The sequence below is a fragment of the Rhizobium sp. NXC14 genome (genome assembly GCF_002117485.1).
GTDB lineage: Bacteria > Pseudomonadota > Alphaproteobacteria > Rhizobiales > Rhizobiaceae > Rhizobium.
In genome coordinates this window covers 637984-659092 of sequence record NZ_CP021030.1, presented here as the reverse complement: position 1 = coordinate 659092, position 21109 = coordinate 637984, and the positions used below count along the sequence as shown (strand labels likewise).

The following is a 21109-nucleotide window of genomic DNA, read 5'->3' as shown; positions in this document are numbered from 1 at the left end:
CATCAAAAAAATTCGATACTGGTTTCGGCGGGCTTCTGCGGAGCGGCGGGACGCTGCTGCTCGAGAGCGACGGTTCTCTGCGTTTCGGCGCCGGTCAAGGGGTATTGCCGGGCTCGACCGGAGACCGGCCAATATTCGAGCTTGCGCCCATGCTCTCCCCCGGTGGAGGAGCCGACCACCGGAATGCCTTCATCCCTCAGGAACTGCATGGCGAAGGCCGCATTCTGCTCACCGACGTTGGAGAACGTCGAGATCGTCTTTGCGCCGCCGAAGATCTTTGCCTCCAGCCGGTCGCGCCGGGCGCCCTGCTTCAGGAGACCGTTGATCAGCAGTTCCATCAGATGCACGCCATAGCGTGTGGCATCACCGCCTGATGTCGGCGACGTCGCCGAACCGGGCAGCAGAAAGTGGTTCATGCCGCCGATGCCGGCGACGGGATCTCTGAGGCACGCAGCCACGCACGAGCCGAGAATGGTCGAGAGAACCGCATTCGGATCGCTCAGAACCTTGTACTCGCCCTGAATGATGTGCACGCGGCGGGCTGCCCCCTCAGTGATCATTTCAAAGCTCCAAACACGGCTTCGATGGCCGCTTTCATCTTCTCGATCGTAAACGGCTTGGCGAGCACGTTGTTGGCGCCGAGCTGAGCCGCCTTCTGTACCAGCGCGCGATCGCCCTGGGCGGTGAGGATGATGAAGGCCGCCTTCTTGGTGTTCGGATTGGTGCGCACGGCCTGGAGGAAGCCGATGCCATCCATCTTCGGCATGTTGAAATCGGAGATCACGAGGTGGTGCGGCTGCTCGGTCATGATTTTCATGCCCTGCTCGCCGTCGCCTGCGGATGTGATCTGCTTGAAACCGAGCTGGGTCAGCGCGTCGCTGAGCAGCAACCGGCTCGTTACCTGATCATCGACGATCAGAACTTTGATTTTCTCCGCGATCGACATTTATTCGGTCCCTTCCTTTCGGGCGGCTGTCAATTTCAGTATTTCTTCACCGATGGCAGTCAGTGGCAGCTGCTGCTCGACGGCGCCAAGTTCGTGAGCAACCCTTGGCATTCCGTAAACGACGCAGGTTTTTTCGTTCTGGCCGAGCGTTCTGGCGCCCGCGTGGCGCATTTTCAACAATCCGGCGGCGCCATCGCGGCCCATTCCGGTCAGAATCACGCCGACGGCGTTGCGGCCTGCGAGTTCTGCGACCGAATCAAAGAGCACGTCCACGGACGGGCGGTGACCGTTGACAGGCGCCCGGTCGACTAGACGGCAGCACGGGGCAGAGCCGCCGCTGACCTGGAGATGACGTTCGCCGCCCGGCGCCAGATAGATCTTGCCGATCTCGAGACGGGCGCCGTCGGTCGCTTCCTGCACCACCGGCGCGCAGAGACGGTTCAGCCGTTCTGCGAAACTCTTGGTGAAGGTCGGCGGCATATGCTGGGTGATGACGGTCGGCGGGCAATTTGCCGGGAATTTCTGCAGTACTGCGATCAGCGCCTCGACGCCGCCTGTGGACGAGCCGATCGCGACGATCTTGCGGCCGACGCGAAAATCGGCGACCGAAGGCGGGGGCGCGACGGCGGCCGCCGGTTGGGAGAACTGACGCTGCGTGCGCGCGGCCGCCTTGACCTTCTCGGCGAGATCGCCGAACGGCCTGGGTTCGCCGGGGCCCGGTTTGCCGACGCAATCGAAGGCGCCGATCTCAAGCGCCGCAAGCGTCGCTTCGGCGCCGCGATGCGTCATCGTCGAGACCATGATCACCGGCATCGGCCGCAGCGTCATGATCTTTTCGAGGAAATCGAGGCCGTTCATATTCGGCATCTCGATGTCGAGCGTCACGACGTCGGGGTTCAACCGTTTGATCGCCTCGCGTGCTTCCAGCGCGTCGCCGGCCTGGCCGATGACACTGACTTCCGGGTCGGAGCTCAGCACTGCGGTAATCAGACCCCGCATGGTCGGCGAGTCGTCGACAACGAGAACTCTTGCCGGAGCGCTCATGCCTTCCTCCCGAGACCCTTGGTCGTGTAGCGATAGGTCGTGATGCCGATATTGTCGAAGACGTGCTTCGCCTCACCGGAGACGCGCTCGGAATGGCCGATATAGAGGTGGCCGCCTTCCGGCAGCAGGCCGGCGAAACGTTGCCATATCTTCATCTGGGTCGGCTCGTCGAAATAGATGACGACGTTGCGGCAGAAGATGACGTCGAACTTGCCCTTGAACGGCCATTGCGCCATCAGGTTCAGTTCGTTGTAGGTGATCAGCCGCTTGACGCGGTCGTCCACCTGGAACTTGCGGCGGCCCTGCACCTCGACTTCGCTAAACCATTGCTTGCGCATGGCTGGCGAGACGGTTTCGAGCGCACTCTCGTCGTAAGCGCCGGCCCGGGCGATGGCGAGGATTTTCGGATCGATGTCGGTCGCCAGGATCTTAAAGTCGTAGTCGGCGACATTCGGCATCAGCGATAAGACGGTCAGCGCGATCGAATAGGGTTCCTGTCCGTCGGAGGAGGCGGCCGACCAGATGCGCACCCTGCCGCCCGATCTCGCCCGCTGCAGAAGTTCCGGCAGAACATGGTCGCGCAGGTGCTCGAAATGATGGTTTTCGCGGAAGAAGCGAGTGAAGTTGGTCGTCAGATGCGAGAGCATTTCGCGGCGCGCCGCGGCGCCGGCCGGCGAAGCCACAAGGTCGCAATATTCACGGAAACCCGACAGACCAAGATTGCGGATATGCTTGGACAGACGCGAATAGACGAGCGAGGCCTTCGTCTCATTGAGGAAGATGCCGGCATCCGAGTAGATCATGGCGGCGATTTCCGTGAGGTCGCGGCGCGTCAACGGATATTCTCCGTTAGCCAGCACCTCATCGGCTCCCTGCCTCTGATCTTTTGCACCCATTGCACTCATGCGGCTTCGCTTTCGGTCTCGGAAAAGAGGGCTTCAAGTTCGATCAGGCAGATCATGCGCTTGTCGATGGCGAGAATGCCCCGGGCAAATTGGCGCTCGAGGTCGGAAGAGATTTCGGGCGTCGGCTGAATGATCTCGTCGGTGACCGTCAGAATGTCGGAGACGGCGTCGACGAGGAGGCCGACGACTTTGCGGCGGACCTGGGCAACGATGATGACATGGCGGGCTGTGGGATCGGCGGGCTTCATGCCGAGACGAGCGGCAAGATCAATGATCGGCAGCACCGCGCCGCGCAGGTTGATGACCCCCAGCATATAGGCAGGCGAGTGCGGCATCGCGGTCGCCGGGGTCCAGCCCCGGATTTCGCGGACCGACATGATGTTCACGCAAAATTCCTGATCTCCGATGCGGAACGCGATCAGCTCGCGATCCCCCTGGTTCAGACTTTTTACAGCGTACGACATTCCCTTACCCTACCGCTGCTAACGACATTTCCGCTTTGAGCGACTGGCCGCGCGAGGCGCCGACAACCGCGTCGACATCTAGGATGAGAGCCACGCGGCCGTCGCCGAGAATGGTGGCGGCGGCGATGCCGGGCACATGAGTGTAGTTCGCTTCGAGGCTCTTGATGACCACCTGGCGCTGACCCTGGATAGCATCGACCATCAGGGCGCGCTGACCGCCGCCTTCCGATTCCACAAGCAACGCCACGCCCTCAACGGGGTTGGCCTGCGTCGCGCGGAAGTTCAGGATGCGGCCGACATCGACCAGTGGGCAGAATGAGTTGCGGATCGAGATCAGCCGGTGGTTCGCACCGAAGGAATGGATTGCGGAAGCTTCCGGCTGCAGGGTTTCGACGATCGCCGTCAGCGGCACGACCAGCGTCTGGCCGGCGACGGTGACCACCATACCGTCGAGAACGGCAAGGGTCAGCGGCAGGCTCATGGTGAAGACCGAGCCGTGGCCCGGCTTGGAGGTGATGTTGATGCGGCCGCCGAGCGCCTGGATCGAGCGCTTGACGACGTCCATGCCGACGCCGCGGCCCGATATGTCGGAGATCTTGTCGGCGGTGGAGAAGCCCGGCAGGAAGATCAGATTGTCGATTTCCTCGTCCGACAGGTTGGCGTCGGCCGGGATGAGATCGTTGTCGATCGCTTTCTGGCGAACCTTCTCGCGGTTGATGCCGGCGCCGTCGTCGGCGAGCTCGATCAGGATGCGTCCCGAACGGTGCTTGGCGGTGAGGCGAACCGTGCCTTCAGTGTTCTTGCCAGCGGCCGCGCGCTTTTCCGGCGTTTCGATGCCGTGGTCGACGGCATTGCGGATCATGTGGGTCAGCGGCTCGGCGAGCTTGTCGATAACCGTCTTGTCGACTTCGGTGTTTTCACCTTCGGTGATCAAGCGGATCGACTTGCCGGTCATGTCGGCGATTTCGCGGACGATACGCGACATGCGCTGGAATACCGGCTTGACCGGCTGCGCGCGGATCGCCATGACCGAGTCCTGGATCTCGCGGGTGAGCTGCTGCAGCTCCTCGAGACCCATGTTGATCGAAGACGTGCCTGTCGTGTCGTTCTCGATGACGCTCTGCGACAGCATCGCCTGGTTGATGACCAATTCGCCGACCAGGTTGATGAGGCGGTCGACGCGATCGAGATCGACGCGGATTGTCTGGCCGGCGCCGGCGGCGTTGTTCTGGGCGGCGGCATTGGCCGCGGCGGCTGCGGCGGCGGCCGATTCCTTCTTCTCGACGCGAGCGGCGGCTGCCGCCATCTGCGTGACGTTGGAAGCGGTCTCGGCGGCGGCAACAGCAGCGGCCGTGGCTTCGGACCGTGCAGCGGAAACACTCTCAGTTGCCTGGGTCTCGTCCAGGATCGACAGGTCGAAGGGAACCGGCACCATCGGCAGTTCCTCGTTGCTCGAAGCGGCGTCAACTGTCTCCTCGACCGGCTTCACCGTCAGCTCGCAATCCCACTCGGCGAATTCGAAGACGGCGCGGATGGCATCCTCGCCCTTGTCGGTCTTGAGCGTGACGTTCCAGAAGAAATAGGCAGCCTCCGGATCGAGCTCCTCGAGACCCGGCAGCTCATCCATATTGCAGTAGATCGTCATTTCGCCGAGGCGCGAAAGGTCGCGCAGCAGCAGGGTGGCGTCGTTACCCTTCGAATAGAGTTCGTGGCGCGGCTTAAAGGTGATCTCGTAGGCCGGCAGGCCGGTCTCTGCGCCGTCCTCGTCGCCGAAATCGTCGAAGGAAAAGGGGATTGGCTGGAAGCCGCTGTCGTCGGTCGGCTTGGGGGCTGGCGCCGGAGCGGCCGGAGCGGCCTTTGCGGCGGCCTTGGGCGCAGGCGTCTCGGCCGAAGGAGACGGTAGCTCGCCATTGGCCAGAGCCTCCAGCTCCTTGACGAGGCCGCGGCTGCGGCTTTCATCGACGCTGCCGCCGTCGCGCGCAGCATTGGTCAGGTCGGCGAGCACATCGGCCGACTTCAGCATCACCTTCAGCACGTCCTGGGTCGGCTCGAGCTTGTTGGAACGAACGCAATCGAGAGTGGTCTCGAATACATGGGCGAAGGCAACCAGATCATCAAGGCCGAAGGCGCCGGCGCCCCCCTTGATCGAATGCACGGCACGGAACACCGCATTGACGGTTTCCGGATCGCGATCGCCATCGTTCATTTTCAGAAGACCGGATTCCAGCTCGGCGAGCTGTTCCTCGCACTCCTGGAAAAAGATCTCTTTGATTTCGTTCATATCCATAGGAGCAAATCCTGGGTTTAAGCGGTTACGCGCTCAATTGCATCGATCAGCTTGGCCGGGTCGAAAGGCTTGACGATCCATCCGGTGGCGCCGGCCTGGCGGGCGCGGTTCTTCTTTTCCGCGTCGCTTTCGGTGGTCAGGACCAGGATCGGGATCGCCCGATATTTCTCGTTGCGGCGCACACCTTCGATGAAGCCGAAGCCGTCGAGGCGCGGCATGTTGATGTCGGTCACGATCACGTCAGGATTGGATTCTTCGAGAACCTCGAGGCCCTCGACGCCGTCTTCCGCCTGGATCGTCTCGAAACCGGCATTGTTCAGCGTCACGAGCAGCATGTTTCGGATGGTGCGGGAATCATCCACGGTAAGCACTTTTTTCTTCATTGCCGAATCTCCTTGGCAAGCAGGTGGTCAATATTGACGCCAACCAGCTGCATGGTTTTGTGAAATGCGTCGGACACCTTGGAGAAGGTGAACGGCTGCTTGTCCTGCTCCCAGGTCTTCTCGGCGGACATCAGGACCTGAGCGCAAAGAGCCCCGATCCGCTCGACGCCCGATGCGTCGATCGAAAGACCGCTGCCCCTGAGGGAGATGAGTTTTTCACGCAAGGCGGAAGCCTCGTTGAGATCGAGCACCGCTGTCAAATTCAGCGTCTTGCCACCCTTCTTTGCTACCATCAGCTTGTCCTTGTCCCCTTGTCCCCGGCCCGAAAAGATGAGCTGCGGCGATCATCCGATAGGTTAGTAAACATTCCGCCCACCTCTGACGCTCGCGAGCGCCTGCGGAAGGCCAAAATCGTCATTTTCATATTCGTCTTCGACCGCAGGACGGCCGGCCGCTTCGATCGTGCGGGACGGCGCAGCGCGAACCGAGCCCAAGCGCCCGGAATGCGCATTTTCGCGGGCGATGCGGAATTCGCGAATCGTCTGGCCGAGCTCAAGAATGACGGTATGGAGGTGGTCGGCGCCTTCAGCGGAACGTTCGGCCAAACCGGCGTTGTCCGCCACCTCTGCGCCAAGTCCTTTGACGTCGGCCGCCACGCCGTCGAGGCTTGCGGCATGCTCGCCGGTCCTGGTGGCGATGCCCGATATGGCGGCGTTGATGTCGGCGACCTGCCGCACGATGCTGCCGATCGAGTCCTGCGTTCGTCCGACCATCTGCACGCCGGCGTCGACCTGCGCCTTGGTCGTCGTCACCAGCGTCTTGATCTCGCGGGCGGCGTCGGCCGAGCGCTGGGCAAGCGCACGGACTTCCTGGGCGACGACCGCAAAGCCGCGGCCGGAATCGCCGGCGCGAGCCGCCTCGATGCCGGCATTCAGCGCCAGAAGATTGGTCTGGAAGGCGATCTCGTCGATCGCGCCGATGATCTGGCCGATCTTCTCGGCCGACTGCTCGATATCGGCCATCGCGCTGATGGCGCGGCCGACGACCTCGCCGCTTTGCTCGACCGCAGCGCGGGTAGAGGCGGCCGCCTGTTCGGCGGCGCGGCTGTCGGCGGCGCCGTCGCGCACGCTTCCGGCAATGCCGGCAAGGATAGCGGCGGAAAGCTGCAGCCGCTCGGCCTGGCCAGACGCCGTGCCGGCGAACTGCCGCGACTGGCCGGCAAGCGAAGCGGTCGCCGTCTCGGCCTTATCAGTGCGTTCGGTCATGGCGGCGAATTCTGCCTGGAGGCCGCCTAAGGCGCCGTTCAGGGCGGCGGCGATCCCGGCATAGGCACCGTCGGCGTCGACAGGCGCGCGCCGCGTCAGGTCGCGGGCGGCGAGGCCTTCGATGACGTCGCCGAATATCCGGGCGATCTCCGCTTCACTTTCGGCGCGCTGATCGGCAACCGCGCGGCTCTGGGCAGCGCGTAGCGCATTGAAGCGGAGCGAAACGGCGATTTCGACATCGACCATCACGATGCGGATGATCGCAGTCATCAGCTCGGAAATTTCGCGGGCGCGGCGCCTGGCCGAGGGCAGCAGGGGGCGGCCGGCAATCTCTTCGGCGAGGCCGGAAAGAACATGCTCCAGCACGACGCCGTGGCCGGCTACGTGCCAACGCGGGTCGAGGCCCATCTTGCTTTCGGTGTCGGAGAGAACCTTGACGCGCTCGGCATAGAGGCTGTCGAAGCGGGCATCCGTCAGCACGTCCCAATGCGAAGACTGCAGATCATGCAGACGATCGGCCTGTCTGTCGCTCTCGAAGTTGCGCGCGGCGTCGGGATAGGACTGGAACCTGTGGAAGAGATCGCGCAGGCCCGCTTTCAGATACGCTTCGAGGGCCGGCCGGTTACGGCGCACCAGTTCGCACTGATCGGCATCGAGACCGGCAAAACGCAGGCGATCACGCAAGCTGCCTGCCTGCGCTCCACGAGCCTGATCTGATGGCATGTCCTGCCTCAACGCCTGTCCCCGACCCACTTTCCAGGCGAATGCCCGGCAAAAAACTTTTGCAGCATTCGATCAACGCAAGCGCGGAGCCGGTCTTCACCACCGGCGACGACCGGCAGGAAAAGCCCCTGATCAGCTATGTTTCGAAGCTGTCTGAAGAGATGGATACCGGATCGACCCGGTACGGCGGTACGGCGTCATGCCTGCTGGGAACGACCACATCTTCCCATTCCGACGTGTAACCCAATGTTTATGGTTAATTCCTTGCCCGAAGGTTAATAAGTCTTTTCAGGAACAGGCTTTTGGAGCAATTCAAGGCAGTTCGCAGGAAATACTTCCGCGGAGTTGCACGGCTGCTACAAGGCACACGCAAGCTCCGTGTTATAGGCCGGTCGACAACCAAGACATGACGTCGACAAGGACAGAGCAATGATTGTTCTCGGATTGGGTTCCTGTTTGATCGCAATGGGCATACTTGCCGCCATCGCCCGCCTCGATTTCCTTGCCGCAAATCGCGACATCCGCATGCTTCGGGTGTTCTGAAGCCTCTCTGGCTTCAAGCCGATCCAATCCCCGTTGGCAGTCCGGTGCCTTTGGTGTAATCGCACTCGCGCCTTTCACGTCAGCGGAACACTCGGTTCATGTCTCCCAGATCTGGTCTTCTCATCGTTCTCGGCTTCACGCTCTGGCGCGTCGTCACGCTGTATTTCGATGCCACAGACCTGTTTGTCGACGAAGCCCAGTACTGGTTCTGGTCGCAGAATCTCGATCTCGGCTACTATTCAAAACCGCCGATGATCGCCTGGGTGATCCGGGCGATGACGGAGCTTTCCGGCTCCAACGCCATCTATTTCATCAGGCTGCTCGGGCCGCTGATCAACATGGTGGCGGCGCTGGTGCTGATGAAGCTGGCAAGGCGCTTCGTCGGGCCGGAGATCGAAGGCTGGACGGGGGCCACCTACATCACGCTTCCCGGCGTGGCGCTCTCTTCGGTTTTCTTCTCGACCGACGTGATCCTGCTGTTCTTCATCGCCGTCGCCCTGCTCGCCTATTTCAGCCTGACGAAGCGGCGCTCTGGGGCACTGGCGCTCGTCATGGGTCTCGCCGTCGGCCTTGCCTTTTTGACGAAATATGCCGTTCTGTTCGTCGTACCAGGCGGCGCGATCGCCCTCCTCCTCATTCCCGCGGCGCGCATCGCTGTCCGGGACTTCATCATCGCGGTCGCGGTTGCCGCTGTCGTCGCCTCACCGAACCTCTGGTGGAACCTGCAACACGACAATACGACGGTGCGCCACACGCAGGATATCGCCCACTGGAGCGATCTCGGCATCAATCTACGCCGCGGGCTCGAATTCTTCTCCGCCCAATTCGGCGTCGTCGGGCCGATCATCTTCTTCGCAATGCTGTGGGCGGTCTATCGCATGATCAAGGGCCGAAGCGAAGACCACGAAAAGATGCTGATCTGGCTGTCGATGCCGGTGGTTGTGCTGATCACCCTGCAGGCGACCGTTGCCAAAGCCTATGCCAACTGGGCCGTGACCGCCTATGTCGCGGGGACCATTCTTGCCGTCTGGCTGCTTTACCGGATGTGGCCGAAGGGGCTGAGGCTGTCGCTCACCATCAACGGCATCGCAAGCCTGCTCTTTCCGCTGGCGACCATCCTTCCGCAGCAATTGCTGCTGCCGAACGGCGACGAATTGATGAAGCGCTATCTCGGGCGCGCCGAGGTCAGCCGCGAGGCGGGAGCCCTTGCAGCTCAGGCGGGCACCGACATCATCGTCACCGACAACCGCGACATGGTCGCTGATCTCTTCTATACGCTGCGGGATGCATCTTACAGAATCTATGCGCGCGCACCCGCAGGCCTGCCGGAGAGCTATTATGAGCAGGAATTCGCCCTGCCCGCCGACATCGCCGGCAAGGTGCTTTTCCTGACGGACACGCCGCTAACCTGCGCCACTGAAACGCCCGAGCTGCTGAAGAGCTGGCTGCCTGCCGCAGGCTACTATAAGCGAAAGACGCTTTACGTTTACAAGGTTTCTGCCGCGTGCCTGGCGCCCTGAGGGCTTCAGTCTGTTCGATTGGGCAGGCAGAGGCCGGTGCCGGCGCCTTCTATCTCAACGAACCTGACGCCGCCTTCCTCGAAGGCGAGGCGCAACTGCGCTTCGGTCGCACGGTGGATATCGTGGTGGCGTCCCTCGTAATCGCGGATGGTGCTGCGCGAGACGGCGGCCTTCTCGGCGAGCTCGTTCTGGGTCCAGTCGAGCAGACCGCGTGCAGCCCGGCAGAGAGCGGGGGTTAGAATTGTTTCTCTCGCGCCTTGACCCATGATCTCAAAGTACCCATATTGGTTGATATAGATCATATATGTCATAATACGAACGAAATTTCCAGATCGGGAGAAGCGATGCCGCACGATACGCCCTTGATTTCGACAATCGTCGGCGGCCTGGTGCTGGCTTTCATCTTCGGCGCGCTTGCTCATCGGCTGCGCATGCCGCCGCTCGTCGGCTATCTGATCGCCGGTGTGCTGGTGGGGCCACATACTCCGGGTTACGTGGCCGATCAGAGCCTCGCGCCGGAGCTTGCCGAAATCGGCGTCATCCTGCTGATGTTCGGCGTCGGGCTGCATTTCTCCCTCAAGGACCTGCTCTCGGTGCGCGGCATCGCGCTGCCTGGCGCGGTCGTGCAGATCGGTTTTGCCACCTTGCTCGGCTGGGGCCTCGGTGCATTGATGGGCTGGCCGACCGGCGGCAGCCTGGTTTTCGGCCTGGCGCTTTCAGTTGCCTCTACCGTCGTGCTCCTCAAGGCTCTGCAGGAGCGCCGGCTCATAGAGACGGAGCGCGGCAGGATCGCCGTCGGCTGGCTGATCGTCGAAGACCTCGCCATGGTGCTGGCGCTGGTGCTGATCCCGGCTGCAGCCAGCATCGGCGGCGACGGCCATGGTCCCGTCGAGCCGCTGTCGGCGGGGCTGAACAGCCTGTTCGGCCTCGATCTCGGCATCGGCGGCATGATCGCCATGACGCTGGTCAAGGTAGCACTCTTCGTGGCTCTGATGCTCGTCTTCGGCCGCAAGCTCATTCCCTGGACGATGCATCGCATTGCCCATGCCGGCTCGCGCGAGCTCTTCCGGCTCGGTGTGTTGGCCATCGCCCTCGGCGTCGCCTTCGGCGCGGCCAAACTCTTCGGCGTGTCCCTGGCGCTTGGCGCCTTCTTTGCCGGCATGGTGCTTGCCGAAAGCGAGCTCAGCCACCGCGCAGCCCAGGAAAGCCTGCCGCTGCGCGACGCCTTCGCCGTGCTCTTCTTCGTCTCGGTCGGCATGCTGTTCGATCCGAACATCCTGATCGACAGACCGCTGCCGATCCTCGCCACCGTCTTCATCATCGTCATCGGCAAATCCGTCGCCGCCTTTCTGATCGTGCTCGCCTTCAAGAAGCCGCCCGGCACGGCGCTGACGATTTCGGCAAGCCTCGGTCAGATTGGCGAGTTCTCCTTCATTCTCGCCGCTCTCGGCGTCGAGCTCGGGCTGTTGCCGGAGGAGGGCCGCGACCTGATCCTTGCCGGCGCCATTATCTCGATCATCGTCAATCCACTGCTGTTCTTCCTCTGCGACCGCATGCGGCCTGTTCTCGAAGGTGCAAGGCGCGAGGAAACCGTGGCCGAGCCGGCTTCCGCCGCCGATGTGGGTGCCGTTCAGGAACAGGCGCCGCCCGAGGACGACGACGTGCGTCCGACCGCGCTTACCGGCCACGCAATCCTCATCGGTTACGGCCGAGTCGGCAGGATCGTCGGACAGAATCTCAAATCGTCAGGCACGCCCTTCCTCGTTATCGAGGATTCCGACAAGCGCATAGGCGAATTGAAAGCGCAGGGGATCGAAGCCTACATGGGCAATGCAGTGGCGCGGGAAACGCTCGATCTCGCCAATCTTTCGTCTGCACGCAGCCTCGCCATCGCCATCCCGAACGCCTTCGAGGCCTGCCGCATCGCCGAGCAGGCGCGCAGCGTCAATCCCTCGATCCTTATCGTCGCCCGCGCCCATTCCGACGCCGAGGTCGACGAGTTGAAACAATACGGCGCCGACACCGTCATCATGGGCGAACGCGAAATCGCCCTTGGCATGGTTGACCGGCTCGCTCAAGTGCATCATGAGAGTGTTTCCTATGAAGACAGGCAGGAGCCTGCTACAATCATCCCGACGGGCACTGCTCCGCCGGAACGACAATGAGAGATTGGCGCGCTTTTGAGCCGATACGGGAGTGACATCGCCGGGACGGAGGAGATGGAGCTGGACCAGCACCGTCTGACGAGCCGTATCGCCTTTTCCCTCCTCTTTGCCATTCTTGCCTATATCGGCCTGCTTTTCGGCGGCAATCTCATCATTGCGCCGGCGACCGCCGTCAATACGCTTTCCTCTTCCGGCCGCGATCCGCAGCCGCCGCAACTGAGCGCGCGCGATGCCGTGCGCGGCGTGCTTGCCGCCGAGCGCAGGCTTGCGCCGAAACAGACCGCCTACGACGCCGGACCGCCGGCCCTTGCCGCCGCCCCTGCTGTCGACTTTACCGGCTGGGACATGGCCGCTCCTCTTGCGGCATTCGAGCCTCCGCTTCATCAGGCAGTTTCCAGGACCCATCAGGCGCGCGCGCCCCCGATCATCGCCTGAGGCCTGCGCCGAGCGGCGCATCCGACCATTGACGACATGCCGCCAGCGCCCGGGCGCCGGCCCTCGATTATCTAAGGAATACAACATGCGTAATTCACCATGGCTGGTGTTCACCTATACGGTGATCATCGTGATCGGGCTATTGATCGCCCTGCCGAACGCCCTGCCGCAATCCGTGCTCCAGCGAATTCCGGCCTGGCTGCCGCATGAGCAGGTGTCGCTCGGCCTTGACCTTCGCGGCGGTTCGCACCTCGTTCTGGAGGTCGACGAAGCCGATCTGACCAAGGAGCGGCTGCAATCGCTGCTGCAGGACGCCCGCCGCGTCCTGCGCGAAAAGGGCATCCAGCCCAAGGCCGTCGTGCGCAGCCAGAACCAGATCGTCGTGACGCTCGCCGATGCCGCGCAGAGCGACGCGGCAGTCACCGATCTTAAGACGCTTGCCAACCCGATCAGCACCGGCCTCAGCGCCGGTCAGGCGGATCTCAACGTCACCGCAAACGGAGCGACCATCACCGTCGGCTTCTCGCCGGCCGGCATCTCCGCCAATGTCGACAACGCCGTCCAGCAGAGCCTTGAAGTCATCCGCCAGCGTGTCGACCAGGTCGGCGTCTCCGAGCCGACCATCCAGCGCATCGGCGGCAACCGCGTGCTCGTCCAGCTTCCCGGGGCGCAAGATCCGTCGCGCCTGCGCGAACTTCTCGGCTCCACGGCAAAGATGTCCTTCCATATGCTGGCGCCGAACAATCAGCCCGGCCCCGGCGTCACCATGCTGCAGGACGACGAAGGCAGATCCTATCCGGTTCTCGACCGTGTCGAAATATCGGGCGACCGCCTATCGGATGCCCGCGTCAGCTTCGATCCTAACACGCGCGAGCCCATCGTCAGCTTCCGCTTCGACAGCGCCGGCGCCACCCGCTTTGCAGAGATCACCCGCCAGAATGTCGGCAATCCCTTTGCCATCGTCCTCGACAACAAGGTGCTGAGCGCCCCCGTTATCCGCGAGCCGATCACCGGCGGCTCCGGCCAGATCTCCGGCAACTTCTCGGCAGACAGCGCCACGACGCTTGCCGCCATGCTGCGCGCCGGCGCCCTGCCCGCCAAGCTGACCGTTATCGAGGAGCGCACGGTCGGCGCCGATCTCGGCGCCGACGCCATCAAGATGGGCATCTATTCCGGCATCGTCGGTTTCGCCCTTGTTGCAGCCTTCATCTTCGTGCTCTACGGCACCTGGGGCATCCTGGCGAACGTGGCGCTGCTGATCCACACGATCCTGACCTTCTCGGCGCTCACGCTGGTCGGCGCGACGCTGACACTGCCCGGCATTGCAGGCGTCGTTCTCGGCATCGGCCTTGCGGTCGATGCGAACGTCCTTATCAATGAACGTATTCGCGAAGAGACCCGCAAGGGCAAGGGTGCCTTTGCCGCTATCGATACAGGCTTCAACCGAGCCTATTCGACCATTATCGACGGCAACATGACTGCCCTGATCGCTGCGGCGATCCTGTTCTGGTTCGGTTCCGGGCCGGTTCGAGGCTTTGCGGTGACCATGGCGCTTGGCCTGATCATCTCGATGTTCACCTCCGTCGCGTTCGTTCGCGTCGCGATGATCGAGATTACCCGCCGCCGCAAGTTCAAGGTGCTGAACATCCGGCCGTTGATCCCGTTCAGCCCGTATGACAAGCACATCCAGTTCATGAAGGCGCGCTTCTTCGGCGTCACCGTTTCGGCGCTGCTTTCGATCGCATCGGTCGTGCTCTTCATCCATCCCGGCCTCAACTACGGCGTCGATTTCCGCGGCGGCATCCAGATGTCGGTCAAGACGAAAGAGGCGGCCGATCTGGCAAAGTTCCGCGAGGGTCTCGATAGTCTCGGCCTCGGCGAAATCACGCTGCAGACCTTCGGCGACAACAACAGCATTCTCGTTCGCGCGCAGCGGCAGGAAGGCGGCGAAGAGGCACAGACGGCGGCGGTGACCAAGCTGAAGGCCGAAGTCGCCAAGATCGATCCTAGCGCTACCGTCGAAGGCACCGACGTCATCGGTCCGAAGGTCAGCGGCGAGCTTGCCTCGGCCGGCATCCTGTCGGTCGTGATCGCCAGCATCGCGATGCTGCTCTATATCTGGGCGCGGTTCGAATGGCCGTTTGCCGTCGGCGCCATCGTTACGCTGGTGCTCGACGTCACCAAGGCAATCGGCTTCTTCGCAATCACCGGTCTCGACTTCAACCTCACGGCCATCGCAGCCATCCTGACGCTCGTCGGCTATTCGGTGAACGACAAGGTCGTTGTTTACGACCGCATGCGCGAAAACATGCGGCTCTACAAGTCGATGCCGTTGCGCGAGATTATCGACAAGTCGATCAACGAAACTCTTGCGCGAAGCCTCTACACCAATGCGACGGCCTTCCTCGCCCTGGTGCCGATGGCGATCTGGGGCGGCAGCGCCGTCTCCAGCTTTGCGATCCCGATGGTCTTCGGCATTCTTGTGGCCGGCGCCTCGTCGATCTTCATTGCCGCACCGATCCTGCTGTTCCTCGGCGACTGGCGCCGCCGCCACGCCAAGGCGGCAACGGCGACCGATGCGGCAGCCCAAATCATCCCGCCGGAAGAGGGTCGCTCGCGCAAGTCGGCGAGCTGAAAACGGGTTGTTAACGTATCCTTGAAGAGGGCGCCGGTTGCAGAGCCGGCGCTCTCTTTTTATTGTTGCCTATTGCCAGGATAAAATTATGCAGCAATTCAAGCTATTACAGCGTCCATCGCGCAGCTGAAAAAGAGAGCGCGACGATGCATCAGAGATCGGGGAAACCGCGCGATGTCACCCAACCCGACGAAACCGCTTGAAACCAATATTGCCGGCGACAACGAAGAACGCATTAAGCGCTTTCTTGCAATCGCCTCGCACGACCTGCAATCGCCGCTGCGCCATATCGCCATGTATGCCGAGCTGCTGCTCGACGATCTTGAGGAGACACTCGACAGCGAGCAGCTTCAGAGCCTCAAGATGATCCTGGAAAAGGTGCAGGCGGCCCAGCGTCTCACCAAGGCACTGATGAGCCTTGCCGGTGGCGCACCGCAGGTGACGCTGGAACAGGTCGACCTGAAGGTCTTGGCCGAAAAAATTTGGAGCGAACTCATCGAGGAGACGGGGGCTCTCGACGCGACGTTCGCCAGTCGGGACCTCCCCTCCATCCGCACCGACCCGGCGCTGTTCGGCTTGGTGCTCAGGCAGCTCATGTCCAACGCCCTCACCTATCGGAGCTCATCGCCGCCGCATGTGGCCGTGACGGCGGAGCAAGAGCGGGCGAACTGGGCCATCCGGATTTCCGATAACGGCACTGGCATCGATCCCGCTTATCGAGAGCGGATCTTCGAGCCGTTCTGGAAATTACCGAAGGCGGGGGCAGCCCCTGGCGCCGGCCTCGGCCTGACGACGGCGCAGGAACTTCTGAAGGTGCTTGGCGGCGATATCCGTCTCGAGCATTCCGACGAAAACGGCAGCCACTTCACCATCCGCCTTCCTGCCGGCTGAGGCACATATTGCAATCGCTCAGCCTCGTTTGCCGTGCTTGAAGCGCACCGCGATCTCACATTCGGCGGACGTGCTTCCTTTGCGCATGTCGCTACCGCAAAGCCTTCGCGCTGTTTTGCGCGGCTCAAATGCTGTAATCGTCCTTCCAGAAATCCGGCACATCGTAGTGCACATATTCGCGGATGATGTACTGCAGCGTCTGGACGTCGATTTCGTCCTTGCCGATGCGAAAGTCGACGCCGTAATCCGGAAATTCCTGGAAATAGCCGCCCGATATGTCGGTCGAGACGACGCCGATCGGGCCGGTATAGCCGATGCCGCGCAGCTCCGGCACCGTCTCGCGGAAATCGGCATTGGGCAGAAGGCGATTGTCGAGCAGGATGAGATCGAAGCGCGCCGCGCGGATCTTTTCCAATGCGTCTCCGATCGACGGCGAATATTCGATTTCGACCGCCGGCTCGGAGAGATCGGCGATCTTCTTTTTGAGCGCGCGGAATTCGATGAACTCGTCGTCGACGAAGAGAACCTTGACGGCGTTCTGCCGGACCGTTTTGGTGATCATTTCAATTTCCCCAGTCCCGAAGCCGATTTTCACGAAACCAAACCATTCCTCAGGGCGATCGCCACCATGTGGACGCGGTTCACGGCGTCGAGCTTGCGCGCGGCCGCAGTGATATGCGAATTGACCGTATGTTCAGACAGACCGAGGATGATGGCGATTTCGGCCGAGGTCTTGCCTTCGCTGGTCCATTTGACGATTTCCGCTTCGCGCTGGGTCAACCGCCCGGACATTTCCTGCGTCAGGATTTCCTCGTAGAGCTTGTCGAAAATGCGCATGGCATCAAGAAGCATGTCGGCAATCTCGCCCTGGTCCGGCTCTTCACGCTCGCCGCTCAGCACGAGACAATATCGCCGCCCTTCGGGCGTGAACAGCGGAATGAAGAGGAAGACGCCGCTGCGGAACTCGTTGAAAAGCAGATCGGAGGGATAGGTGTCCGGCTGCGCGCTCCGGCCATGGACGGGCGTTGCCAGAAACTGAGCGCTCTTTGCGCGGGTGGTCCCGAGCGCCTCCCTCAACGTCGCAATGAACAGGCCAACCCGTCGCTCGGCGACATTGGTGATGACGATATCGCGTTCGCCGAATGGAGCCGAAGCCTCGGAAATGCGGGCAAGCGCGAAATTATCGAAGTGGTAATGCTGCGCCGCCGCTTTCAGCAGACGGAAAAAATCGGTGCGGTTGATCGCTCGGCTCAGCTCCGGTCCGGCATGAAAAGGAGTTGCCGCGGCATTGTTCATTCCCACTCTTCCTCTCCTCCCGCCATGCCCCCGATCCCCAAATCTTGGGATATACGTCTTAAACGCGAACAGCTACAAAAATTGCGAGACGGTTGATGAGAGATATCGAAACGGGGACTTTCGGTATACAAGGCGGATATCATCAATGTCTCAACTACAGGTGATGCACGGGCAGATATACTGAGGGGCAGTAATTCTTACCTGGGTGTCGTAAATCTTCCGCGTTCAACATCCATGAATGCGAGAAGGCAGTGCCAGACGTAAGCGCGAGAGAGCCGACAGGCCCATTCAGCTAAGGGGTTGGCTGGAAGTTCGTGGCGGCGAACACGGGTCAATCGGCTCTCTCAGCGCTTATTTTACGTTCCGTCCGTTTCGTTTCGGTTGCATCTTGGGATGCGCACTCGGCCTTGTCAATTGCGGTTCGTCACGTCGCCAGGACCAACGCCAGGAAACGCACCATTCGGCTTCCGCTGTTTCCTACACTTCCAGATTGAGAAGGATCGCTGCGAGGTCAAGCGGCTTCTCAAGGTAAAAATCGGCACCGGCTTCGAAAGCACGCATGCGATCCTCATCCGCATCCGACCCGCTGCAGACAGCGAGACGCATTGTTCTGAAGCGGTCATCGCTGCGCAGCGTGCTTACCAGGCTGATGCCGCTGTCGAGGGGCATATAGAGATCGGCGACCAGCAGCTCCGGCGGAGCCCAGCCTTCTGTCACGCGCTGCTTCAGCGCCTCCAGCGCCGTCTCGGCGGTCGAGAAACAAAATAGATCGACGTCTATATGCTGCTTCTTGCGGATATAGTCGAGATAGAAGAGATCATCCCTGCTGTCGTCGACGTAAACTATCGTAGGCATCCGGCACCGTGATCTGGGTATTGTTCGAATGAACCTCGTTGTCTTCCGACGTCACGATATCGCGATTTCACGAAAATTCGATCTGTCCGATCGAAAAATCATTTCGGAAAAAGCGCGACGGCGGCGGCCGCTGCCTATTGAGTATTCCTCGATTTCGGAAAAAATGGCCGCGCGAACCGAGAGAGGATACACGGGTGCAGGATAAGGGCAACGTGGACCTGCAGGACCAGCGGAGGCGACGGCGCTACCGTGCCTTTGCAATTGCAGTCGGCTGCCTGCTGTTCCTTCTCGGAGTGAGCGCCCTTGCCGGCTGGCTGTTGCAGATCAAGCTCATCATTTCGCTCTTCCCCGGCTTCCCGTCAATGGCCTTCAACACCGGGGTCTGCTTCATACTATCCGGCCTTGGGCTTGCGGCCTCGATGCGTGATGGCCGCCGCTCTCGGATAGCGGCAACGATCATGACAGGGATCGCAGCGGCGATCGCGGCGGCCCGGCTGGTGGAAATCGCTACGGTTGGGCGGGCCGTCCATAACATCGACCAGTTGATCACCCGCCTGGTGATTCCTCCCGATTTCATCGCCGAGATCGGAGGCGGCATGGGCCCCAATACGGCGCTGATCTTTCTCATTGCCAATCTTTCGCTGCTGCTCTCGCTTTATGTGGAGAAGTCGAAAAACCAGGTCGTGCAGGAGCTGACGAGCTATGTCGTCGTCACGCTCGGCATGATCGCGCTCGCCGGCTATCTCACCGATGCCGAACAGGGCTACCGCTGGGGTCCCTATGCGGCGATGGCGTTGCACACGGCGGTCGGCATGGTGCTTTTCGGCGCGGGCCTGCTTGCCCGCTCCTGGTGGATGCAGCCGGCAAACCGGGCGCAGATCCCGCTCTGGATTCCGGCGGCAGTCTGCTTCACCGGCCTCGTCGTCGATCTCTATACGCCGCTCGGCCTTGCCAACGGCATTCTCTACGTGCCGCTGGTGCTGACGGCGCTCTGGTTCGGCAACAGGAATGCGCCGCTGTTCTTCGCCTTTGCCTGCACCGTGCTCCTCATGCTCGGCTTCTTCGCCGTCAGGCATGACGAGGCGGCATTCTGGCAAGAGATCGCCAATCGCACCATCACCGCCGCCACGCTCTGGCTGATCGCCATTCTCGTCTTCTATTTCCTGCGCAACAACAACAACCTGGAAGCCGAACGCGTTCGCTTCGGCGCGCTGGCGCGCAGCACGCCCGATGCCGTCCTCGTCATCGACGGGCGCGGAACGATCAAGAGTTTCAATCCGGCAGCCGAAATCATGTTCGGCTATTCACCGCAGGAAACGATCGGCCGGAACATCAAGATGCTGATGCCTGAGCCTTATCATTCCGAGCATGACGGCTATCTCGCCCACTACCGCCAGACCGGCGAGGAGCGCATCATTGGCACGACGCGCATGGTCTCCGGGCGGCGCAAGAACGGCATCGTCTTCCCGATCGAAGTATCCATCAGCGTTGTCGTCAGCGGCGAGACCAAGACATTCGTCGGCATCGTACGAGATATCAGCGAGCGCGTGCGGCAGGAAGAACGGATGAAAACGACGCTCGCCCAGCTCGAGGCATATACGGCCGAACTCGAGCGCAGCAACCACGACCTCGACGAATTCGCGTATATTGCCTCGCATGACCTGAAGGAACCGCTGCGCGGCCTGCACAACCACTCGCGTTTCCTCCTCGAGGATTATGAGGACAAGCTCGACGCGGACGGCGTGCGCCGGCTGAACCGGCTCGTGCGTCTGAGCCAGCGGATGGAGAAGCTCGTCAACGACCTGCTCTACTTCTCCAGGCTCGGGCGGCAGCAGCTGGCAGTCAAACGCACCGATATCAGCCTGATCGTCAAGGACGTGGTCGCGACGATGGAGCTGCTGCTGGAAGAGCGGCATGCCAGGGTCGTCACCGACGGCCGGCTCCCTGACGTGGTCTGCGACGCGCCGCGGCTGACCGAAGTGTTCCGCAATCTCATCACCAATGCGATCAAGTACAACGACAAGCCGGCGCCGCTGGTCTCGATCGGCTATCTCGAGCGGTTCGTCGGCAAGGACGGCACGGTTGCGCGCAACGTGTTTTTCGTTAGGGATAACGGCAAGGGAATACCCCAGGAATTCCATGAGGATATTTTCCGCATTTTCAAACGGCTCGAAAAGTCGCAGGATTCCGACGACGGAACCGGAGCAGGCCTTACCTTCGTCCGCAAGATCATCGCGCGGCACAACGGCGATATCTGGCTGGAGTCCGAGGTCGGCGTCGGCACTACATTCTATTTCACCCTGGGAAGAAAACGCGAGGGGCAGAATGCAGCAGCGTGACACGCAACCGATTTTGATCGTCGAAGACAGTGAAGACGATTTCGAAGCGACGATGCGGGCCTTCAAACGCACCAACCTGCGCAACTCGATCCGCTGGGCCGCCTCGGGTCAGGAAGCACTCGACATGCTCGGCGTCATGGTGCCGAAACCAGGGCTGATCCTGCTCGATCTCAACATGCCGGGACTCGACGGCCGCAAGACGCTGGAAGCGATCAAGTCGAACGACGGCTGGCGCAAAATTCCGGTGGTGATCCTGACGACGTCAGACGATGAACGCGACATCGAAGGCTGCTACGCGCTCGGCGCCAACACCTATGTGCAAAAGCCGGTCGATCTCGACGGTCTCTTCGCCGCGATCCAGCGGTTAAAGGAATATTGGTTCGAAATCGCGATTCTGCCGCTCGAGGACTGAC

Annotated in this window: 21 protein-coding genes; 8 read left to right on the top strand and 13 right to left on the bottom strand. The window is 61.6% G+C overall.

Annotated features, from left to right (window positions below; genetic code table 11):
- Positions 1-2 precede the first annotated feature (2 nt).
- The 9 genes from cheD to NXC14_RS03215 all read right to left on the bottom strand — a co-directional run bounded on the left by cheD (position 3) and on the right by NXC14_RS03215 (position 8017).
- Positions 3-560, bottom strand: a complete 558-nt coding sequence (cheD, locus tag NXC14_RS03255; protein ID WP_085776941.1) for a chemoreceptor glutamine deamidase CheD — start codon at positions 558-560, stop codon at positions 3-5.
- Positions 557-946, bottom strand: a complete 390-nt coding sequence (locus NXC14_RS03250) for a response regulator (protein WP_004672258.1) — start codon at positions 944-946, stop codon at positions 557-559. The genes cheD and NXC14_RS03250 overlap by 4 nt, the downstream gene beginning before the upstream one ends.
- The gene (gene cheB, locus NXC14_RS03245; protein ID WP_085776940.1) at positions 947-1990 is read right to left on the bottom strand and encodes a protein-glutamate O-methylesterase CheB; all 1044 of its coding nucleotides are present in this window, start codon (positions 1988-1990) and stop codon (positions 947-949) included.
- Positions 1987-2895: a protein-glutamate O-methyltransferase CheR gene (cheR, locus tag NXC14_RS03240; protein ID WP_085776939.1), complete on the bottom strand. Its 909-nt coding sequence runs from the start codon at positions 2893-2895 to the stop codon at positions 1987-1989. Before cheR ends, cheB begins: the two co-directional genes overlap by 4 nt.
- Positions 2892-3359 (bottom strand): chemotaxis protein CheW, encoded by a 468-nt coding sequence (locus NXC14_RS03235; protein WP_011424005.1) that lies wholly within the window; start codon positions 3357-3359, stop codon positions 2892-2894. The genes cheR and NXC14_RS03235 overlap by 4 nt, the downstream gene beginning before the upstream one ends.
- Before the next feature lie 4 nt (positions 3360-3363).
- Positions 3364-5646 carry a chemotaxis protein CheA gene (locus NXC14_RS03230; RefSeq protein WP_085776938.1) on the bottom strand — a complete coding sequence of 761 codons (2283 nt, stop codon included), beginning with the start codon at positions 5644-5646 and terminating at the stop codon, positions 3364-3366.
- A 17-nt stretch (positions 5647-5663) separates the two neighbouring features.
- Entirely contained in the window at positions 5664-6029 is a 366-nt protein-coding gene (gene cheY1, locus NXC14_RS03225; RefSeq protein ID WP_003570362.1) for a chemotaxis response regulator CheY1, read from the bottom strand.
- Complete coding sequence (locus tag NXC14_RS03220; RefSeq protein ID WP_085776937.1) at positions 6026-6322, bottom strand: STAS domain-containing protein; 297 nt, start codon at positions 6320-6322, stop codon at positions 6026-6028. Before NXC14_RS03220 ends, cheY1 begins: the two co-directional genes overlap by 4 nt.
- A gap of 63 nt (positions 6323-6385) precedes the next feature.
- Positions 6386-8017 (bottom strand): globin-coupled sensor protein, encoded by a 1632-nt coding sequence (locus tag NXC14_RS03215; protein ID WP_085776936.1) that lies wholly within the window; start codon positions 8015-8017, stop codon positions 6386-6388.
- A 41-nt stretch (positions 8018-8058) separates the two neighbouring features.
- Between NXC14_RS03215 and NXC14_RS03210 the strand changes: the two genes are divergently transcribed.
- Both NXC14_RS03210 and NXC14_RS03205 read left to right on the top strand, forming a co-directional pair.
- The gene (locus NXC14_RS03210) at positions 8059-8259 is read left to right on the top strand and encodes a hypothetical protein (protein ID WP_157131368.1); all 201 of its coding nucleotides are present in this window, start codon (positions 8059-8061) and stop codon (positions 8257-8259) included.
- Between the two features lie 399 nt (positions 8260-8658).
- Positions 8659-10080, top strand: a complete 1422-nt coding sequence (locus tag NXC14_RS03205) for a glycosyltransferase family 39 protein (RefSeq protein ID WP_085776934.1) — start codon at positions 8659-8661, stop codon at positions 10078-10080.
- Positions 10081-10085: 5 nt separating this feature from the next.
- On the opposite strand, the gene NXC14_RS03200 is transcribed toward NXC14_RS03205, so the two are convergent.
- A complete protein-coding gene (locus NXC14_RS03200) occupies positions 10086-10391 on the bottom strand; it encodes a helix-turn-helix transcriptional regulator (RefSeq protein ID WP_085776933.1) in 306 nt (101 codons plus the stop codon).
- Between the two features lie 33 nt (positions 10392-10424).
- Here NXC14_RS03200 and ybaL point away from each other — a divergent pair, with 33 nt between their 5' ends.
- The 4 genes from ybaL (at position 10425) to NXC14_RS03180 (ending at position 16206) form a co-directional block, all read left to right on the top strand.
- Positions 10425-12245, top strand: coding sequence for a YbaL family putative K(+) efflux transporter (ybaL, locus tag NXC14_RS03195; RefSeq protein ID WP_085776932.1), 1821 nt, complete (start codon positions 10425-10427; stop codon positions 12243-12245).
- 54 nt (positions 12246-12299) lie between these two features.
- On the top strand, positions 12300-12680 hold the full coding sequence (locus NXC14_RS03190) for a hypothetical protein (RefSeq protein WP_085776931.1): 381 nt from the start codon (positions 12300-12302) through the stop codon (positions 12678-12680).
- Positions 12681-12765: 85 nt separating this feature from the next.
- Positions 12766-15315 (top strand): protein translocase subunit SecD, encoded by a 2550-nt coding sequence (secD, locus tag NXC14_RS03185; protein ID WP_085776930.1) that lies wholly within the window; start codon positions 12766-12768, stop codon positions 15313-15315.
- Between the two features lie 174 nt (positions 15316-15489).
- Positions 15490-16206: an ATP-binding protein gene (locus NXC14_RS03180; protein ID WP_085776929.1), complete on the top strand. Its 717-nt coding sequence runs from the start codon at positions 15490-15492 to the stop codon at positions 16204-16206.
- Positions 16207-16330: 124 nt separating this feature from the next.
- Here NXC14_RS03180 and NXC14_RS03175 read toward each other — a convergent pair whose 3' ends face one another.
- The 3 genes from NXC14_RS03175 to NXC14_RS03165 all read right to left on the bottom strand — a co-directional run bounded on the left by NXC14_RS03175 (position 16331) and on the right by NXC14_RS03165 (position 18357).
- Positions 16331-16768: a response regulator gene (locus tag NXC14_RS03175; RefSeq protein WP_085776928.1), complete on the bottom strand. Its 438-nt coding sequence runs from the start codon at positions 16766-16768 to the stop codon at positions 16331-16333.
- 29 nt (positions 16769-16797) lie between these two features.
- Positions 16798-17502 (bottom strand): helix-turn-helix transcriptional regulator, encoded by a 705-nt coding sequence (locus tag NXC14_RS03170; RefSeq protein WP_085776927.1) that lies wholly within the window; start codon positions 17500-17502, stop codon positions 16798-16800.
- A 477-nt stretch (positions 17503-17979) separates the two neighbouring features.
- Positions 17980-18357, bottom strand: a complete 378-nt coding sequence (locus NXC14_RS03165) for a response regulator (protein WP_085776926.1) — start codon at positions 18355-18357, stop codon at positions 17980-17982.
- Positions 18358-18551: 194 nt separating this feature from the next.
- On the opposite strand from NXC14_RS03165, the gene NXC14_RS03160 reads away from it, so the two are divergent.
- Complete coding sequence (locus tag NXC14_RS03160) at positions 18552-20696, top strand: PAS domain-containing sensor histidine kinase (RefSeq protein ID WP_085776925.1); 2145 nt, start codon at positions 18552-18554, stop codon at positions 20694-20696.
- The gene (locus NXC14_RS03155; RefSeq protein WP_064800648.1) at positions 20683-21108 is read left to right on the top strand and encodes a response regulator; all 426 of its coding nucleotides are present in this window, start codon (positions 20683-20685) and stop codon (positions 21106-21108) included. Before NXC14_RS03160 ends, NXC14_RS03155 begins: the two co-directional genes overlap by 14 nt.
- Position 21109: the final 1 nt, after the last annotated feature.

Excerpts from the sequence above, each read along its gene's own strand:
- NXC14_RS03200 (WP_085776933.1), bottom strand. The coding sequence starts at position 10,391 with ATGACATATATGATCTATATCAACCAATATGGGTACTTTGAGATCATG.
- cheD (WP_085776941.1), bottom strand. The coding sequence starts at position 560 with ATGATCACTGAGGGGGCAGCCCGCCGCGTGCACATCATTCAGGGCGAG.
- NXC14_RS03170 (WP_085776927.1), bottom strand. The coding sequence starts at position 17,502 with ATGAACAATGCCGCGGCAACTCCTTTTCATGCCGGACCGGAGCTGAGC.
- NXC14_RS03250 (WP_004672258.1), bottom strand. The coding sequence starts at position 946 with ATGTCGATCGCGGAGAAAATCAAAGTTCTGATCGTCGATGATCAGGTA.
- NXC14_RS03190 (WP_085776931.1), top strand. The coding sequence starts at position 12,300 with ATGGAGCTGGACCAGCACCGTCTGACGAGCCGTATCGCCTTTTCCCTC.
- NXC14_RS03155 (WP_064800648.1), top strand. The coding sequence starts at position 20,683 with ATGCAGCAGCGTGACACGCAACCGATTTTGATCGTCGAAGACAGTGAA.
- NXC14_RS03215 (WP_085776936.1), bottom strand. The coding sequence starts at position 8,017 with ATGCCATCAGATCAGGCTCGTGGAGCGCAGGCAGGCAGCTTGCGTGAT.
- NXC14_RS03230 (WP_085776938.1), bottom strand. The coding sequence starts at position 5,646 with ATGGATATGAACGAAATCAAAGAGATCTTTTTCCAGGAGTGCGAGGAA.
- NXC14_RS03220 (WP_085776937.1), bottom strand. The coding sequence starts at position 6,322 with ATGGTAGCAAAGAAGGGTGGCAAGACGCTGAATTTGACAGCGGTGCTC.
- NXC14_RS03210 (WP_157131368.1), top strand. The coding sequence starts at position 8,059 with ATGCCCGGCAAAAAACTTTTGCAGCATTCGATCAACGCAAGCGCGGAG.
- ybaL (WP_085776932.1), top strand. The coding sequence starts at position 10,425 with ATGCCGCACGATACGCCCTTGATTTCGACAATCGTCGGCGGCCTGGTG.
- NXC14_RS03165 (WP_085776926.1), bottom strand. The coding sequence starts at position 18,357 with ATGCCTACGATAGTTTACGTCGACGACAGCAGGGATGATCTCTTCTAT.
- cheY1 (WP_003570362.1), bottom strand. The coding sequence starts at position 6,029 with ATGAAGAAAAAAGTGCTTACCGTGGATGATTCCCGCACCATCCGAAAC.
- NXC14_RS03175 (WP_085776928.1), bottom strand. The coding sequence starts at position 16,768 with ATGATCACCAAAACGGTCCGGCAGAACGCCGTCAAGGTTCTCTTCGTC.
- NXC14_RS03205 (WP_085776934.1), top strand. The coding sequence starts at position 8,659 with ATGTCTCCCAGATCTGGTCTTCTCATCGTTCTCGGCTTCACGCTCTGG.
- cheR (WP_085776939.1), bottom strand. The coding sequence starts at position 2,895 with ATGAGTGCAATGGGTGCAAAAGATCAGAGGCAGGGAGCCGATGAGGTG.
- NXC14_RS03180 (WP_085776929.1), top strand. The coding sequence starts at position 15,490 with ATGTCACCCAACCCGACGAAACCGCTTGAAACCAATATTGCCGGCGAC.
- cheB (WP_085776940.1), bottom strand. The coding sequence starts at position 1,990 with ATGAGCGCTCCGGCAAGAGTTCTCGTTGTCGACGACTCGCCGACCATG.
- secD (WP_085776930.1), top strand. The coding sequence starts at position 12,766 with ATGCGTAATTCACCATGGCTGGTGTTCACCTATACGGTGATCATCGTG.
- NXC14_RS03235 (WP_011424005.1), bottom strand. The coding sequence starts at position 3,359 with ATGTCGTACGCTGTAAAAAGTCTGAACCAGGGGGATCGCGAGCTGATC.